General features: G+C 58.7%; 16 protein-coding genes, 1 tRNA gene and 1 pseudogene. 7 read left to right on the top strand and 11 right to left on the bottom strand.

All coding sequences use genetic code 11. The features are described 5' to 3' along the window. Window positions 1–7 precede the first annotated feature (7 nt). The 3 genes from radC to QTL94_RS17955 all read left to right on the top strand — a co-directional run bounded on the left by radC (window position 8) and on the right by QTL94_RS17955 (window position 4369). A complete protein-coding gene (radC, locus tag QTL94_RS17965) occupies window positions 8–820 on the top strand; it encodes a RadC family protein (RefSeq protein WP_289802735.1) in 813 nt (270 codons plus the stop codon). A 166-nt stretch (window positions 821–986) separates the two neighbouring features. Continuing rightward, the gene (gene sthA / locus QTL94_RS17960) at window positions 987–2393 is read left to right on the top strand and encodes a Si-specific NAD(P)(+) transhydrogenase (protein WP_289802734.1); all 1407 of its coding nucleotides are present in this window, start codon (window positions 987–989) and stop codon (window positions 2391–2393) included. 131 nt (window positions 2394–2524) lie between these two features. Further along, window positions 2525–4369, top strand: a complete 1845-nt coding sequence (locus QTL94_RS17955; protein WP_502944151.1) for a B12-binding domain-containing radical SAM protein — start codon at window positions 2525–2527, stop codon at window positions 4367–4369. Between the two features lie 52 nt (window positions 4370–4421). Here the strand turns inward: QTL94_RS17955 and QTL94_RS17950 are convergent, their stop codons facing one another. From QTL94_RS17950 to QTL94_RS17930, 5 genes are all read right to left on the bottom strand, one after another. Then, a complete protein-coding gene (locus QTL94_RS17950) occupies window positions 4422–4847 on the bottom strand; it encodes a nuclear transport factor 2 family protein (protein WP_289802732.1) in 426 nt (141 codons plus the stop codon). A 176-nt stretch (window positions 4848–5023) separates the two neighbouring features. Further along, window positions 5024–6502, bottom strand: coding sequence for a trigger factor (gene tig / locus QTL94_RS17945; protein WP_289802731.1), 1479 nt, complete (start codon window positions 6500–6502; stop codon window positions 5024–5026). Window positions 6503–6683: 181 nt separating this feature from the next. Continuing rightward, window positions 6684–6768 (bottom strand) — tRNA-Leu (locus QTL94_RS17940). 156 nt (window positions 6769–6924) lie between these two features. Further along, window positions 6925–7515 (bottom strand): GDYXXLXY domain-containing protein, encoded by a 591-nt coding sequence (locus QTL94_RS17935; protein ID WP_289802730.1) that lies wholly within the window; start codon window positions 7513–7515, stop codon window positions 6925–6927. Further along, on the bottom strand, window positions 7512–8615 hold the full coding sequence (locus QTL94_RS17930) for a DUF2157 domain-containing protein (RefSeq protein ID WP_289802729.1): 1104 nt from the start codon (window positions 8613–8615) through the stop codon (window positions 7512–7514). Before QTL94_RS17930 ends, QTL94_RS17935 begins: the two co-directional genes overlap by 4 nt. A gap of 723 nt (window positions 8616–9338) precedes the next feature. Here QTL94_RS17930 and QTL94_RS17925 point away from each other — a divergent pair. Together QTL94_RS17925 and QTL94_RS17920 are read left to right on the top strand one after the other, a co-directional pair. Continuing rightward, window positions 9339–9482 (top strand): DUF1127 domain-containing protein, encoded by a 144-nt coding sequence (locus QTL94_RS17925; protein WP_289802728.1) that lies wholly within the window; start codon window positions 9339–9341, stop codon window positions 9480–9482. A 296-nt stretch (window positions 9483–9778) separates the two neighbouring features. Then, window positions 9779–9922 (top strand): DUF1127 domain-containing protein, encoded by a 144-nt coding sequence (locus QTL94_RS17920; protein WP_065694257.1) that lies wholly within the window; start codon window positions 9779–9781, stop codon window positions 9920–9922. Between the two features lie 124 nt (window positions 9923–10046). Here the strand turns inward: QTL94_RS17920 and QTL94_RS17915 are convergent, their stop codons facing one another. After that, the gene (locus QTL94_RS17915; protein WP_289802727.1) at window positions 10047–11630 is read right to left on the bottom strand and encodes a GMC oxidoreductase; all 1584 of its coding nucleotides are present in this window, start codon (window positions 11628–11630) and stop codon (window positions 10047–10049) included. A 733-nt stretch (window positions 11631–12363) separates the two neighbouring features. Between QTL94_RS17915 and QTL94_RS28490 the strand changes: the two are divergent. After that, window positions 12364–12543: pseudogene (locus QTL94_RS28490) on the top strand (DUF2934 domain-containing protein); the annotation flags it as partial. 18 nt (window positions 12544–12561) lie between these two features. Here the strand turns inward: QTL94_RS28490 and QTL94_RS28485 are convergent. The 3 genes from QTL94_RS28485 to QTL94_RS17900 all read right to left on the bottom strand — a co-directional run bounded on the left by QTL94_RS28485 (window position 12562) and on the right by QTL94_RS17900 (window position 13423). Next, window positions 12562–12756 (bottom strand): hypothetical protein, encoded by a 195-nt coding sequence (locus tag QTL94_RS28485; RefSeq protein ID WP_502944157.1) that lies wholly within the window; start codon window positions 12754–12756, stop codon window positions 12562–12564. 221 nt (window positions 12757–12977) lie between these two features. Further along, a complete protein-coding gene (locus QTL94_RS17905; RefSeq protein ID WP_289802726.1) occupies window positions 12978–13187 on the bottom strand; it encodes a hypothetical protein in 210 nt (69 codons plus the stop codon). Next, entirely contained in the window at window positions 13184–13423 is a 240-nt protein-coding gene (locus QTL94_RS17900) for a hypothetical protein (protein ID WP_289802725.1), read from the bottom strand. Before QTL94_RS17900 ends, QTL94_RS17905 begins: the two co-directional genes overlap by 4 nt. On the opposite strand from QTL94_RS17900, the gene trmFO reads away from it, so the two are divergent. Continuing rightward, window positions 13422–14855 (top strand): methylenetetrahydrofolate--tRNA-(uracil(54)-C(5))-methyltransferase (FADH(2)-oxidizing) TrmFO, encoded by a 1434-nt coding sequence (trmFO, locus tag QTL94_RS17895; protein ID WP_289802724.1) that lies wholly within the window; start codon window positions 13422–13424, stop codon window positions 14853–14855. The genes QTL94_RS17900 and trmFO overlap by 2 nt on opposite strands. Window positions 14856–14901: 46 nt before the next feature. Here the strand turns inward: trmFO and QTL94_RS17890 are convergent, their stop codons facing one another. Beyond that, the gene (locus QTL94_RS17890; RefSeq protein ID WP_289802870.1) at window positions 14902–15564 is read right to left on the bottom strand and encodes a peroxiredoxin; all 663 of its coding nucleotides are present in this window, start codon (window positions 15562–15564) and stop codon (window positions 14902–14904) included. A 147-nt stretch (window positions 15565–15711) separates the two neighbouring features. Beyond that, a complete protein-coding gene (locus QTL94_RS17885) occupies window positions 15712–16179 on the bottom strand; it encodes a hypothetical protein (protein ID WP_289802723.1) in 468 nt (155 codons plus the stop codon). Between the last annotated feature and the right edge of the window lie 43 nt (window positions 16180–16222).

Below are 16222 nucleotides of genomic sequence, written 5' to 3'. Positions count from 1 at the left end.
GTGGTTGATGGCGAAGGATCCCGTTTCACAAAGTGATGACGAAAAGGCCTTCGCGATCAGCGAGGCCCCGGACGAACGCCTGTTCTTCGCCGAACAGCATCCGGCCAGGGCCCCAGCATCATCCCATCAAGCGGCGCCCGCGAGTGCGGTAGAACACTACCATGGACATCGCGAGCGGCTGCGGAGCCGCTTTCGCGAACATGGCGATACGGCGCTCGCCGACTATGAACTGCTGGAACTGCTGCTCTTTCGCCTGATCCCACGTCGGGATACGAAACCGATCGCCAAAGCTTTGCTTGATCGCTTCGGCTCACTGGCAGGGGTATTCGGCGCGCCGATTACGCTCCTGCAGGAGATAAAGGGGATCGGCGAGGCCGTAGCGCTCGACCTGAAGCTTATCTCGACGGTCGCCCACAGGACGCTGAAAGGCGAGCTGCGCGGCAAGCAGGTTCTGTCGTCATGGTCGTCCGTCATTCAATATTGCCACGCGGCCATGGCGCATGAAACCCGCGAACAGTTCCGCATTCTCTTTCTCGACAAGCGCAACGCCCTGATTGCCGACGAGGTCCAGGGACTTGGAACGGTCGACCACACGCCGGTTTATCCGAGAGAGGTGGTAAAGCGCGCGCTGGAGCTCTCCTCCACCGCGCTCATTCTCGTGCACAATCACCCGTCCGGCGATCCGACGCCGTCGCGCGCCGATATCGACATGACCAAGATGATCATCGATACTGCAAAGCCGCTCGGGATCGCCGTTCACGACCACATCATCATCGGCAAGGAAGGTCATGCAAGCCTCAAGGGACTGCGGCTGATCTGAGGTCATCGGGCGGCGGATCGAACGCCACCAGCCGCAGAAACCCAAGTTTGGGTCTCTTATTCCTGAGCAATGCTCGTAAAACAATCTGTAACATTGACCAGCTACCCGTGGACACGCGACATATTGCGTCGCAAAATGATTCTAGCCTCCCAATCAGGACCACTTCATGTTCCAGTTCGATCTCGTTGTTGTAGGTAGCGGCCCTGCAGGTCGCCGCGGCGCAATCCAGGCTGCCAAACTCGGCAAGAAGGTGCTGGTCATCGAGCAGGGCAAGCGCGTCGGTGGTGTCTCCGTTCACACGGGTACGATCCCTTCCAAGACACTGCGCGAAACGGCGCTCAATCTATCGGGTTGGCGCGAACGTGGCTTTTACGGCAAGGCCTATCGCGTCAAGGATGAGATCAGCGCCGACGATCTGCGGCGTCGCCTCCTGATCACGCTCGACCACGAAGTCGAGGTTCTGGAACACCAGTTCGCCCGCAACCGTGTCCAGCACATGCGCGGCAAGGCGAGCTTCGTCGATCCCTCGACACTCGAAATCGTCAAGGACGATGGAGAAGTGGTCAAGGTCACGGGCGCAAGCATCCTGCTTGCGGTCGGCACCAAGCCGTTCCGGCCCGACTACATCCCCTTCGATAACAAGACGGTGCTCGATAGCGACGAACTGCTCGACATCGAAGAGCTGCCGCGATCGATGGTCGTGATCGGCGCCGGCGTCATCGGCATCGAGTATGCGACGATCTTCAGCGCGCTCGACACCGCCGTCACGCTCGTTGATCCGAAGTCGACAATGCTCGACTTCATCGACAAAGAGATCGTTGAAGACTTCACTTATCAGCTGCGCGACCGGAACATGAAGATCCTGCTCGGCACCAAGGCCGAAAAAGTGACGAAGCTCGACAATGGGAAGGTCGAGCTGCAGCTGGACAACGGTCGCCGACTGGTGACAGACATGGTTCTTTTCGCTGCCGGCCGCATGGGCGCGACCGATACACTCAATCTTGCAGCAGCAGGCCTCGAGGCGGACAGCCGCGGCCGACTCAAGGTCAACCCGGAAACCTTCCAGACCTCGGTGCCGAACATCTTTGCGGCTGGTGACGTCGTCGGCTTCCCGAGCCTCGCTTCGACCTCGATGGAACAGGGCCGCATCGCGGCGCGCGTTGCGATTGGCGCGGTCGCCAAGGAGCCGCCGAAATACTTCCCGTACGGCATCTACGCCGTGCCGGAAATTTCGACCTGCGGCCTCACCGAAGAGGAAATGAAGGAGCGCGGCATTCCATATGAATGTGGCATTGCACGCTTCCGCGAAACCTCGCGCGGCCACATCATGGGTCTCGATACGGGCCTGCTGAAGCTGATCTTCTCGCTGAAGACGCGGCGCTTGCTCGGCGTTCATATCGTCGGCGAAGGCGCAACCGAACTGGTTCACATCGGTCAGGCGGTGCTCAATCTGAAGGGCACGGTCGAGTATTTCGTCGAGAATACCTTCAACTACCCGACGCTGGCAGAGGCCTACAAGATTGCCGGACTCGATGCCTGGAACCGCATGGGCGATATCAAATCCGAGCTGTAATGCGCCTGGCTCGAATCGCCCTGGCGCCTCCCGCTTTCGTGAATACATACATCCTAACAACGGCTTAGGCGCATCCAGAACGGGTGCGCCTTCTTCGTTCGGGCTGCGCGACAAAGCGTGGCTTGTATTCTATGCCGTGTCTGCTAGCGTCGGTGACTGGGGTTCTCTCTTACCAGCGAGTAGCCGTGCAAGATTCGTCTGAGAATGCTGAACGGAAATTCCAGCTCATCCTCATCAAGCCGTCGCACTACGACGACGATGGCTACGTGATCCGCTGGTGGCGGGCAATGATCCCTTCGAACTCGCTCGCCGCCCTTTACGGCATTGCCGCGGATTGCGCTGAGCGAAAGGTGCTCGGACCGAATGTCACGATCGACATCACGGTGGTCGACGAGACCAATACGCGGGTCAATACCGCGGCACTTCTCAAGCAACTGAAGGCCAATGACAACTTCGGCATGGTGGGCCTGATCGGCGTTCAGTCGAACCAATATCCGCGAGCGCTCGATATCGCCCGCCCCTTCCGCGACGCCGGCATACCGGTATCGATGGGCGGGTTCCACGTCTCGGGCTGTCTCGCAATGCTGGACGGCACCGCTGTCGGCCTAGAAGCCTGCCGTGAAATGGGCATCTCCATGTTCGCGGGAGAGGCAGAGGGGCGCCTTGACAAGGTCCTTCAGGATGCTGCCAAGGGCGCATTGGAGCCGCTCTACAATTTCATGAATGATCTGCCGAGCATCGAAGGTGCGGCGGTGCCGTTTCTGCCGAAGGCCAATGTGGCGCAGACGCTGGGCCTCAGCACGAGTTTCGATGCTGGCCGCGGCTGTCCCTATCAATGCTCCTTCTGCACGATCATCAACGTGCAGGGACGCAAGTCCCGCTTTCGTACGGCCGACGATGTCGAGAAGCTGGTGCGGATGAATTGGGCGCAAGGCATCCATAAGTTCTTCATCACCGACGACAACTTCGCGCGCAACCGCGATTGGGAAGCCATCTTCGACCGGTTGATCCAGCTTCGGGAGAAGGACGGCATTCCGCTGGGCCTGATGATCCAGGTCGATACGCTGTGCCACAAGATCCCCAATTTCATCGAAAAGTCGAAACGCGCCGGCGTTACCCGCGTCTTCATCGGGTTGGAAAACGTCAATCCCGACAATCTGACCGTCGCCAAGAAGAACCAGAACAAGATCACCGAGTATCGCAAGATGCTGCTGGCCTGGAAGGCGCAGGGTATCATGACGCTCGCCGGCTATATTCTTGGTTTTCCGTCCGACACACCGGAATCGATCCGGCGCGATATTGCCATCATCCAGCACGAACTGCCGCTTGATGTCATCGAGTTCTTCGTCCTTACACCACTGCCCGGCTCCGAAGACCACCAGACGCTCTGGAGAAAGGGCGTCGAGATGGACGCCGACCTCAACATCTATGATGTCGAGCATGTGTGTACGGCACACCCGAAGATGACCAAGCAGGAATGGGAAAGCATCTACCAGGAAGCATGGTCGCTCTACTACTCACCTGAGCATATGAAGACGCTGCTGCGGCGTGCCGTTGCGACCGGTGTGCCGCTGGCCAGCCTTGTGAAAGTCCTCGTGTCTTTCGCCACGACCGTTCCGCTGGAAAACGTACATCCGCTGCAGAGCGGGCTGCTGAGATTGAAGCACCCTTCCGAGCGACGTCCCGGTCTGCCTCGCGAAAGCGCCCTCGTCTTCTGGCCGCGTTTCGTTGCGCAGACCATCGCCAAGCACCTCTCGTTCGGCGGCACGATCGCGCGGCTGGCGATCAGCGCCTTCTTCATCGCCCGCGACAAGAAAACGAGGAGCTACATGGACCAGGCTTTGACACCGGTCGGTGACCACGAGGACGAAACGCTGGAGCTCTTCACCAAGACCGCGGGCGGCCTAGCCGCTGTTTCGCATATCAAGAAAGTGGCGGAACTGACCCACGCCCATCAATCCAGTGGCGCGCTTTAGGACTCACCCCCAGCGCGTCCCCACACGGTGACAAGCTCTCGATGCTGTCCTTCTATTGCTGAGCTGTGCTTAGCTGGACAAGGTTAAGCACGGCAGCCGTCTGAAGCGTATCGATGAATTCGACGCATTCCCGCACCTTTCCGTTCTCGAATGTCATCTTGTCCATGATTTCGGTATCGAACGCCACGGGGCCGGCGCGCATCTGACCTCGGCGGTGAACGAATGCCACATTGCCGTCGACATGGATGGATTCGATCTCGATCCCGGCCATATCCCAATTCGCCGCCAGCTGTTCTATCGCAGCCCGGATGGCATCGACGCCCCTGACCGCATCGGTCATCGGCGACAGGTGCTGGTTGCCGACAACGCGGAATTCGCAATTGTCATCCACCAGTGACATCAATCGGTCGATGTCACCATCAACGCGCGCCTTGAAGATTTCTTCTACCGCCTGCCTGAGATCCGCACCTGATGCCATTGCCCGCCCTCCTCTTCATGCACTCAATCTGAGCGCGATCGATAAAGATTGCAACTATGCAGCGCACGTCCTCTCCCATTGACGTATGACGTCCGGATTACGACGCCTCTCCTCAGGAACCGGAAAACAAAAAACCCCGCACGAGGCGGGGTTTCATGTCTAATTGGTACCGATGATTACTCGGCGCCTTCCTCGGAAGCCTTCTTCTTCGGAGCGGCCTTCTTCTTCGGAGCGGCTTCTTCGCCTTCGGCAGCTTCTGCCTTGGCAGCAGCCTTCTTCTTCGGAGCGGCCTTCTTGGCATCCTTTTCCGAGCCTTCGCCTTCTTCTTCAGCGAGCAGCTCTTCCTTGGTTACCTTCTTGTCGGTGACGTCGATTTCGGTCAGCAGATGGTCGATGACCTTCTCTTCGAAAATCGGTGCGCGGATCGAAGCAGCGGCGCCCGGCTGGCTGCGGAAAAACTCGAGGATCTGCTTTTCCTGGCCCGGATACTGACGCAGCTGCTCGTAAATGGCGCGCTGCATTTCGTCTTCGCTTACTTCGACGCCGGCCTTTTCGCCGATTTCGGAGAGAACAAGGCCGAGGCGGACGCGGCGCTCAGCGAGCTTCTTGTACTCTTCGCGAGCCTGCTCTTCCGTCGTGTCTTCGTCTTCGAAGGTCTTGCCGGACTGTGCGAGGTCGTTGGCGACCTGGTTCCAGATGCCGTTGTACTCGGCGTCGACGAGCGACGTCGGGGTCTCGAACTTGTACATTTCGTCGAGCTGGTCGAGGATCTGGCGCTTGACCTTCTGACGGGTCAGCGAGCCGTACTGCGACTCGATCTGGCCGCGAACGATTTCCTTCAGGCGATCAGCCGATTCCAGGCCGAGCTTCTTGGCCAGTTCGTCGTTGATTTCAACGTCTGCAGGAGCAGCAACGTCCTTGACGGTAACGTCGAACGTGGCTTCGGCGCCAGCAAGGTTCTTGGCCGGGTAGTCAGCCGGGAACGTGACGGTGATGGTCTTTTCGTCGCCAGCCTTGGTGCCGACGAGCTGGTCTTCGAAGCCGGGGATGAAACGGCCAGAACCGAGAACGAGTTCGGCGCCTTGATCGGTGCCGCCTTCGAAGGCAACGCCGTCGACCTTGCCGACGTAGTCCATGGTGATGCGGTCGCCGTCGGCAGCCTTACCCTTCTTGGTTTCGTAAGAACGGGCGCTTTCGGCAACCTTGAGAACCTGCTCGTTGACTTCCTCGTCGGAGATATCAACGACTTCGCGGGTGATCTTGACGCCCTTGACGGACTTCAGTTCGATCGGCGGCAGAACTTCATAGGAGAGCGTGAACTCGAAATCCTTTTGAGCGGCAAGGATCAGTTCTGCTTCGTCCTTGTCTTCCGTCATCGCGATTTCAGGCTGCGTAGCAGACTTTTCGCCGCGCTCAGCGAGAATGGAGGTCGGCTGTTCGCGGACGATCTCGTTGACGAGGTCGGCCATGATGGACTTGCCGTAAACCTTCTTCAGGTGAGCGGCCGGAACCTTGCCCGGACGGAAGCCGTTGATCCGGACCTTGTCCTTCACGTCGGCAAGACGCTCGTTCATCTTGGTTTCCATGTCCTTGGCCGGGATTACGACCTTGATTTCGCGCTTCAGCCCTTCAGCGAGCGTTTCGATAACCTGCATGTCTTCCTACCTTCAATTCGTGGCGGCCGTGCCCAGACGCCGTTTGTTTCGGTGAGCACGACGCCGGCAAGTTGCCGAGCGTGGCTTGTTCTCAATTCTTGTTCGTTCAGCCCAGGGCGGAACGGCGCTTGCTGCCGGGTAATGAGGGACACTTCTAGAGGTCCCCCCGCCTGCAAACTTTTGGTGCGGGTAGAGAGACTTGAACTCCCACGCCTTGCGGCACCAGAACCTAAATCTGGCGTGTCTACCAATTTCACCATACCCGCGTTCTCAAAAACCGCATGCATATGCCTGCACATGAGGCCTTCCGGAGCGCGGCGTCTCTATATCACCCGATTTGGAGGAGGCAAAGGAAAAATGAAGGGCAAATGACAGGGATTTCCAATGTTCACATGCCCTTTTTCGCACGGTACGGCGCGAAGTCAGTAGAGAGGCTCGTCGTAGGCCGGTTTGCCATCGACAAGCAGGCTGCGAATCTGCGGCGTACCGTCGGACGAAACGCGCACGGCGATCGAAACGTCGCCATCCTGCCGGGCCTGCTCCAACGCCCTGCCCGCGCCCTCCGGCACATAATAGCGCTCGATGCCATATTCGACATGGATGCTGTCGCCGGTTGACGAGCCATAGCTGTAGAACGGCCTGGTATGCAGGACGACACTTCCGTCCTGTTGCGGAAGAGGCTGGAACGCCGATTCGGCAACACTCCAGAAACCGCCGTCGCCCTGCTTCAGGCGTACCCAGAGTGTGCGTTCGCCGGGTTCGGCGGGCACTCCGCCGACGATCGACTGAGAGGGTACCGAGGAAATGTCATAGTTCAGCACCACATAGTCACCGCGAAGGAAATCGCGCGGATCGACGGGCGCTGTTTTCAACAGCACCTCTGCTCCGTTTCGCAGGATCGCGGCCCGACCTTCGATGATGTAACCAAGCACTGCCGTCTGAATGGCAGCAACAGCGATTGCCGCTACCCAATAGCGGCGTGCCGAGGGAACGCCTGCTGTAAAGATGCTCATTGGCCGACCTCCCCGGTCTTGATCGCAAATCTGCGCTCCAGGCGAATGACCACCCACGCAACCGCGGCGACGAACAACCCCGAGCACAGGAAGAGGCCCGACGTCCCCAGAATCGAGCCAACCGTCACCGACCCCAAATAAAGCAGCTCTATCGCAAACACCGTGTAGGCAAGATAGCGAACGGCGCCGTTGTCACGCCCCTGCAGCCCGATGGCCAGGATCGCTGACGCCAGGGTGAGGACGCCCAGTACAATCAACCGCCCGCCCTGATCGATCTCCACATGCAGGAAGAACAATCCGATGACCGCGACAAGAAATGCGTAGAAGGCCGGCGCAGCACCCGCCGTTTTAACAAGACGGGATAGTGGCGAGAAAGGCAGCCCGACGAGAATGAAGACCAGCATGCCGACGATGGCATAGGCACAGGCAAGCCGGATGTCCGAATCCAGCGTATAGAGCCAGGCGAGCCACCCCACGAGCAAAAGATAAGCAAGGTGGCGGGCGCGATCGGCGCCTGTATAACGCACCAGAGCGATGACCACGACCGCCATCAGCGGCGCCACCCACGGATGGAAGCTCATCCACCGCATGTCGTAGGCGTTGAGATAAACGGCGAAGCTCGCCCACGACAGGAAACCCGCGACCGCCGCAACAACCGCAGATCTGAAAAGCACAGCTGACACAGCGGCGATCGCAAACCACAGATACATGACGGCCTGCTCGTCCCCCGACAAATGATACATTTGTCCGACCAGCGAGATCGCACCGCCGAAACTCAGGGTCCCGATAACAAGCAATCCGCCGGCTGCGGCAACAGCTCCGCGCGCCAGGATGGCCGCGGCTCCCAGGTGCACAGCCCAGATCAAGGCTAGTATCACGCCGACGCGCACCAGACGCGGGATCTGCTCCCAGTTGGATGCAATGACGAGCAGAATGGCAGCCGCCAGCAGTATCGCCGCCAGAATCATCAGCACATTGCCGAGACTGAAGCTGGCGGGGCGTGTGTCGTATTCCTTGAGCAGCGAATCCGCTGTCTCATCGGTCAACAACCCCTTGCCGACCCACGTTGCTAAGTCTCTTTCCAGACGGCCGCGGTACATGCCTCACTCCGCAATATGCGCAACGCTGCGCCCCAATATGCAACCTTATAGACATTGATTGGCCGCGGAGGAAACGGGCGGCGACAAATTCCCCATGACATGAGTTTGGGGCCTTATCTTAATCTCGCGATAACGCCTGACACCGAAAATGGGACGCATCGAAGTAGCTATGCACGAACGGCATGCCCACCATGTCGATATTGCACTGCAAAAATCGGATAAGTCATACTATTTAAATGATCACAAGCTTGGGGTGGCGCCCCGGCCCGGTTCTCCGGAAAGCCTGCGAAGTTATCTTCGTAACGAGATTCGGAGCCGCGCACTCCTCCTCCCAGCGCACTCCGATAGACTGATGACACTCCTCCTCCCAGTCGTCAGTCACCTACACGACGCCCACCGGATCCTCCCCCGGTGGGCGTTTTCGTTTGCTCTGCCGCGATCGCGCGGGTCGGCAAAGACTACGGAGCTGCTCTGGTGGCGGGAGATCGATTGGCGGGGGACCAAGCCGACTCCTCAAAAAATCGGGGTTTCTGCCTATCCGTTAGTCAAATCCAGCCAAATCAGCCCAATCCACCCTTCGAGAAATGCAGCCGCTGCATAGGTGCTCTGAAATCTTGTCTCTGTTAGCTCTTCGCAATGCAACATACATTGCAGTCATCGAATTGGAAGTCAGCGCCGATGGGCGGCAGCTGGCAGACGAAACCCTCGGAAAGGGGACTTAGAATGAACTTCACACGCTCTTTCAACAACTGGCGCAAGTATCGTCAGACCGTCAGCGAACTCGGCCGCATGACCAACCGTGAGCTGCACGACCTCGGCATCGACCGCTCCGACATTCATCGCGTTGCTCGCGAAGCAACCCGTTAATACATAACGATCGGCTTCCTCCTAAGCAGATCGCCTTATTGAAACACCCGCTGCCTCAGGCCGCGGGTGTTTTCTTTTGTCCGTCAGCTGGATACCGCTCCGGTTGCGGCCAACTCCCGTGCCTTGCGCTTGCTCAAAAAATGACGACTGCTCATTGGGTGTGCATCATATGCACAATTGCATGGCAGGCGACTAATATTTGCACTGCACAATATGACTGCAGAAGCCTATATAAGCGTCAACCACGTTCGAGCGGCAATGACGCCGCCCGCGATTGTCATTCTGAGGAAACGACCATGAACCCTATTCGCATTGCAAAGAGCTGGATCAGCTACCGCCGTACGCTTACCGAACTTGCCAGCCTGTCGAACCAGACGCTGTCCGACATCGGTGTCAATCGCTACGAAATCCGCAACATCGCTTCCCGCGCATTCCGTTAATAGCGAGTGCGTGAAGCTTCCAAAACGGCGCCATGATGGCGCCGTTTTGCGTTTCTGGCCTATTGATTGCCTTGATCGACTTCGATCGCGCTGCGCGCTCTTGCGCCGCGCTGATCTCGATCAGCTATTGTACGGTCGCAGGCATGGCTGAGCGATCAACATCTAAATCCTCGTTGATGCCCACTGTGGATAAGCGCTGCGCGATATACTGACCGACGCGCAGCGCATTCGCCGCGATGGTCAGGCTCGGATTGGTTCCCCCGCTACTGGGAAAGAACGAACCATCGACGACAAATAGATTTGCAAGATCGTGGGCCTGATTGTTCGCATTCAAGACGGATGACTCAGGATTGTCGCCGAACCGGCACGTGCCGCAAGCATGACCGTAGTTCAGGTTTTGCCCTGTGCTGAGCAAGAACATCCGATGACCGGAAAAAGCGCGACGATAGAGTTTTCGAAACCGCGCTATTCGGCCCTTCAACTCATCACGCGACGTGTAGCGAAAGCGGATCTCGCCGGTCGTCGGTGAGCCGGGCAAGACTTGGTTCTCCCAATAGGGGCGGTCTTCCATGATCGAGGCGAAGATCGTAGCGCGCCCAAAAAACAAGGAGCCCAGGAAAGCAGGAATATGCAAGAGCGGCCTCAGCGATCGGGGCAATCGCAAGCGGCCCGTATCAAACCGCTCCTTCAGATACTGCAGAATGTTCGAACGGCCAGCGGTAAGCCCCGTCGATTGTATCTGGCCCAACTTTTCGCCTTGGTGCCAATAGAAGTCACGAAAGCCGATCGATTTCGCCGGCGACGAAACCCTGCCTCCACGGCGTGGCCAGACGGCGATAAAGTCGGAGATGTGGAACATCAAATTGCGTCCCACCAAACCCGATGAATTGGCAATTCCATTTGGCCAAAGCGGGCTCGCGGAACCGAGCATCAGAACAGGTGTCGACAGCGCGCCGGCTGCGAGGACATAGATCGTCGCCTTTACCTCGAATTCCCGCCCATCCTGCTGACACAGAAGGCCCGTCACCTCATTCGGACCGGCCCCGATGCGCTTGGCAACACACCTTGCAAGCAGATGCACCCCGCCTGATCTGATGGCAGGATCGAGAAAGGCATCGTATGCATTCATCTTACCGCCACGGGAATCGCTGTCGCCGGCGGTACGGAGCTCATATGGGTTCATGCCGTTGGAACGCAGCGATGCGAAGAAATGACGGTCGGTTGCATTCAGCGAAACGGTATTCTGAAGTTCCTCGGCGTCCGACTGCAAGGGATCCCGACCGCCGCGTGCCTTGAGGCATTCTTCCGCAAGCCGGTAAAATGGCGTCAGGTCGTCGTAAGAGATCGGCCAGGAAGGTGTTGGATTGCCGCGATCGTCAGCTCTCCTGAAGTCATCGCGCTGAAAGCGCTCGAGCGTGCCACCGTATAGAATCGTGGAGCCGCCCGGGCCGCACCCCAAGGCGGGAAAGAATCTAACGTTGGAAGCATCGACTGTTGCTTCAACGGGGTGAGGCCAAAGGCCCGCGAGCATCCGCGTCTCGGGATCGAAGCTCTCGTCGTCCGAGGCGTCTTTGTCGAGTTCCGCTTCGCCCTTTTCAATGATCAGAACGCTAAATCCGGAAAGGGCAAGGGAATAGGCCAAAGCAGATCCGCCCATGCCCGCCCCAACGATCGCCACATCCCATCGCTCCGAACTCAAGTCGCACATGGTACCCCTCGCACGCATACACAACGCTCACTAAGCCGACGAAGTATATCGATGCGACGAGGCGATGATAGCTGCCTGGATCCTATACTAATTGTGAAAAACCGCCTGCTTTTGGATGTATCCATGTCCTATACATTCGACTCTGGCTCGATGGTGCTTACTCAACGCAAAGTGCAAAGCCACCTTGGAACAATCGGCGATGCCAGCCATTAATGAGGCAGCGGCGTTGCTCCCGTGGCGTTGCTTCGGCAGGCGGTCACGAGGGCCGCTCGCTGGAAATGTCAGCCCGGTGTCGGTCCCTCCGCACCGGGCTTTCCTTTTCCAGGATACGGATTTTCCCTGTAGTACCGCTGCCGAGGTAACCTTACCGACTAACCATCGGCCAAGGTTGGAATTGCACGTATATTCCAAAGCGCTAACGTCTAGATAGCGGTAAGAAGGCAGCCGTGGTCCGATGGGGTCGGATCGGTAGGAGCCCGTCCTGGCTCGGGCCCAGGGCGGGCTTTTTCACGTGCGATATCCCCATGGAACGCGCCTTGGCGCTCTTTTGGCGGATCGCGTTGGCCGGAGCCCCAAACCTCTGGACGAGCCCCTTGTGAGCCGAAGCAATCTGCTGCCCCATAGAGAAAAACGACTTCCTTGCCGGTGCCCGGAACCTTTTTCTGAAAGCCGCGTTTTATGTCTGCAACGCACGCCCCAAACACGTTGCGCGCATGGCTGGCAACCGCCCTAAGTGCCAGCCGACTTCAAAGCCCGGTGCTCCCCTAGCGCCGGGCTTTCATCTGTCAGCCGCGGAACGAAGCCGGAGGCTCCAACGAACGATCGCGAAAAAGCTATAAGAGAACGCGCCTATTCAATCTGGGAGCGCGAAGGCAGGCCCGAAGGCCGGCACACAGACCATTGGCTGCAGGCTGAACACGAGATCAGCCACTCAGCCGACCAGCTGGAAGGCGACGATCTCCCACGACTTGATGCCATTCGTGAGGCCGTCAGGCAGCACACCGACAGCTTTATTGTCGCGGCGGATCTCGAGGATGCCGATCAGCGTGAGGCGGCTCCGGGTACACGCGAGCAGCCGTAGCGATGCACTGTGATTGCGGAGGTCGCATTGTGCAAGAAGCATCAAGCTAGCGATCGAGGTCTAAAGATTGAGGCAAGACTGCCTAATCAATATTTTGGGTACCCATTGGTTCTTTTATTTTCACGCGCCTCTGGTATGACTCATCTAGGATCGCGCGGGACACCCCCCCGGCCAATCGGGACACCACTCCCAATGCCCCTGCGCGATCCGCTTCCCGATTGATCGTCTATATTAAGCGGGCCCACGGTCGCCGACCTATCGTTGGATCAGCTCTGGCTAACAGCGTCCAGTATCGACTTGCCGCTGCCGAGTTGCACTTCCTGATCTCGCGCCTTCACAAGATTTGAGAGACTTGCCTGTATCGACGCAAGCTTCTCCATCGCCTGATCTTGAACGCCCACTTCGGGCACGACCGTCCGTCGTAGATCGAGCAGCCGCTTCAATGCTTCATCGATATCGGTAACGTACTGGTTCATGATGTCCTCCGCTCGCTAGAGACTTCCATTCTTGTTGAGGGAATTTGCCGCGCCGGGTTTGTGGCGGTCAAGAGCATCGCGCGCCGTTCGCCGCGCGGCCAGATGAAGGCCGGTTCCTTTTCCTTGTCGTCGACGCCCTGGGAGAACGCCGCGAACCCGACGAATGCCTGAAGATGTACCCAGTCGTTGATTCTTTCGGTTCCATGTCCCCGGCCGGCGTGATAATCAGCCGCCATGAACACGACCTCTACTTCTTCCCCCATCCATGTCATCGGCGGCGGGCTCGCCGGCTCGGAAGCCGCATGGCAGATCGCCAGCGCGGGCGTTCCCGTCGTCCTGCACGAAATGCGCGGTGTGCGCGGCACCGACGCCCACAAGTCGGACGGCCTTGCAGAGCTTGTCTGCTCGAACTCGTTCCGCTCCGATGACGCGACCAGCAACGCGGTTGGCGTGATCCATGCCGAGATGCGGATGGCCGGATCGCTGATCATGGCGTGTGCCGACCGCCATCAGGTTCCGGCTGGCGGAGCGCTCGCCGTCGATCGCGACGGGTTTTCCGACGCGGTGACCAAGGCGATCCACAACAATCCGCTGATCACCGTCGTTCGGGAGGAAATCACCGGTCTGCCGCCGAAGGAGTGGGGCCTAGCGATCGTCGCGACAGGACCACTGACGGCCCCTTCCCTTGCGCAGGCCATACAGTCCGAGACCGGCGCTGATGCACTTGCCTTCTTCGATGCCATCGCGCCGATCGTGTATCGCGAGAGCATCGACATGGATATCTGCTGGTATCAGTCGCGCTACGACAAGGTCGGCCCGGGCGGCACCGGCAAGGATTACATCAACTGCCCCTTGAACGAAGAGCAGTACAATGCCTTCGTGGATGCGCTGATCGCCGGCGACACCGTGGGCTTCAAGGAATGGGAAGGCACGCCATATTTCGACGGCTGCCTGCCGATCGAAGTCATGGCGGAGCGCGGCCGCGAGACGTTGCGCCACGGCCCGATGAAGCCGATGGGCCTCACCAATTCGCATAATCCGACAGTGAAGGCCTATGCGGTCGTCCAGCTGCGACAGGACAATGCGCTCGGCACGCTCTACAACATGGTTGGCTTCCAGACGAAGCTGAAATACGGCGCGCAGGCCGAGATCTTCCGGATGATTCCCGGCCTCGAGAACGCCGAGTTCGCGCGCCTCGGTGGCCTGCACCGCAACACTTACATCAATTCGCCGACGCTGCTCGATTCGTCGCTGACCCTGAAGTCGCGGCCCGGCCTGCGCTTTGCCGGCCAGATCACTGGCTGCGAAGGCTATGTCGAAAGCGCGAGCGTCGGGTTGCTGGCCGGTCGTTTTGCAGCGGCAGAGCGCAAAGGCGAAGCCGTCTCGCTGCCACCGGCGACAACTGCGCTTGGTTCGCTCCTCGGCCACATCACCGGCGGCCATATCGTCACCGATGAAGAGCCCGGAAAGCGTTCGTTCCAGCCGATGAACATCAATTTCGGTCTTTTCCCGGAACTGCAACCGGGTTCGATCGTCAAGCCGGAAGGCGTGAAGCGCTTCCGTGGCAAGGACAAGACGATCATGAAGCGTCAGCTGATCGCCAAGCGGGCGCTCGCCGATTGCGCAACCTGGCTCGGTCAGGCCGCGCCCTTGGCGGAAACGGCCTGACAGGAGGGTTGGCGGGCACTTGTTGTCCGCCACTATCTCGCGAAGGCTAACCGTGCGGCTGCGGCACGATGCGGATATAGGGCTTCGGTGACGTCCAGCCCTGCGGATACTGTTTTTTCGCGTCGTCGTCCGAGACTGACCCGGCAATGAAGACGTCGTCGCCTTCTTTCCAGTTCACGGGCGTTGCAACCTTGTGCTTTGCCGTCAGCTGCAGGGAATCGATGACACGCAGCACTTCATCGAAATTCCGGCCTGTCGTCATCGGGTAGACCAGGATCAGCTTGATCTTCTTGTCGGGCCCGATCACGAAAACATTGCGGACAGTCTGATTGTCGGCCGCGGTACGCGTTGTCGGATCACCCGACACCAGCGCCGGCAGCATGTTGTAGCGCTTCGAGACCGCGAAATCGACATCAGCAATCATCGGGTAGTTCGGTCTGACGCCTTGCGTCTCCTCGATGTCCTTCAGCCAGCCCACATGTCGTTCCAACGGATCAACGGAAAGGCCGATGATCTTCACGCCGCGCCTGTCAAATTCCGGCTTGATCTTCGCCATGTAGCCGAGCTCGGTCGTGCAGACGGGGGTAAAATCCTTCGGATGGGAAAACAGCACAGCCCAGGAATTGCCGATCCAGTTGTGAAAACTGATCTTTCCTTGCGTTGTCTGAGCTTCGAAATCCGGGGCGATATCATTGATTGCAAGCACCATCATGCGCCTCCATCGCGTTGTGAAACGGTTTCAAACATTCACCGGATGAGGCAAAATCTTGCGCCCATTTCCAACATGAGGCAATGCTAAAAAAACAACGCAGTGCAGCGCTTGACCACGCGATGGGCCGGCGTCGGCCGGCGCGGGCTAGTGGCGATTGGCAGCCGATGGATTGGTTGCCGGCAACTCCTTGTCGGGATCGGCGACATAGTTGCCAAGCAGCCAGAGCGACACTTCGGACGCCTCTCTTGGAGAGGCAAACTCGAAGGTGGCGTTGTGATGGGGCGCATCCAGAAACTGGATGCTCAAGCCTCTGCCCGTTTCCGAGCTCAGCACACGCACTCTTCCGGGTTCGATGACATGGCAGGAATAATGCCGCTGCATGTTGCGCATGAAGCCCGCCTTGTTGTCGTGAAGACGGACAAATACGGCCTGCCCATCGGCAGTCGCCTGCAGCTGGCGAATCGCCTCATTCGGAAAGGCGCGATTGAACTCGATGATCGCGAGCCCGGTATCGTGCAGGCCATCTTCCTGGTTCCGCGACGCCATGCGCGTGGAGACGACAGCAATGGCGATGACGATGGCGAATATGGCGCACCAGACGATTATGCTCACGCCGTTCTCCGTTCAAAACATGGCAGCAGCACTATCCATAATG

Source organism: Rhizobium sp. S96, assembly GCF_030382195.1.
In the GTDB taxonomy this organism is placed as follows: domain Bacteria; phylum Pseudomonadota; class Alphaproteobacteria; order Rhizobiales; family Rhizobiaceae; genus Rhizobium.
Note: the sequence above shows the minus strand (reverse complement) of the source record. Positions and strands in the feature narration are given on the sequence as shown.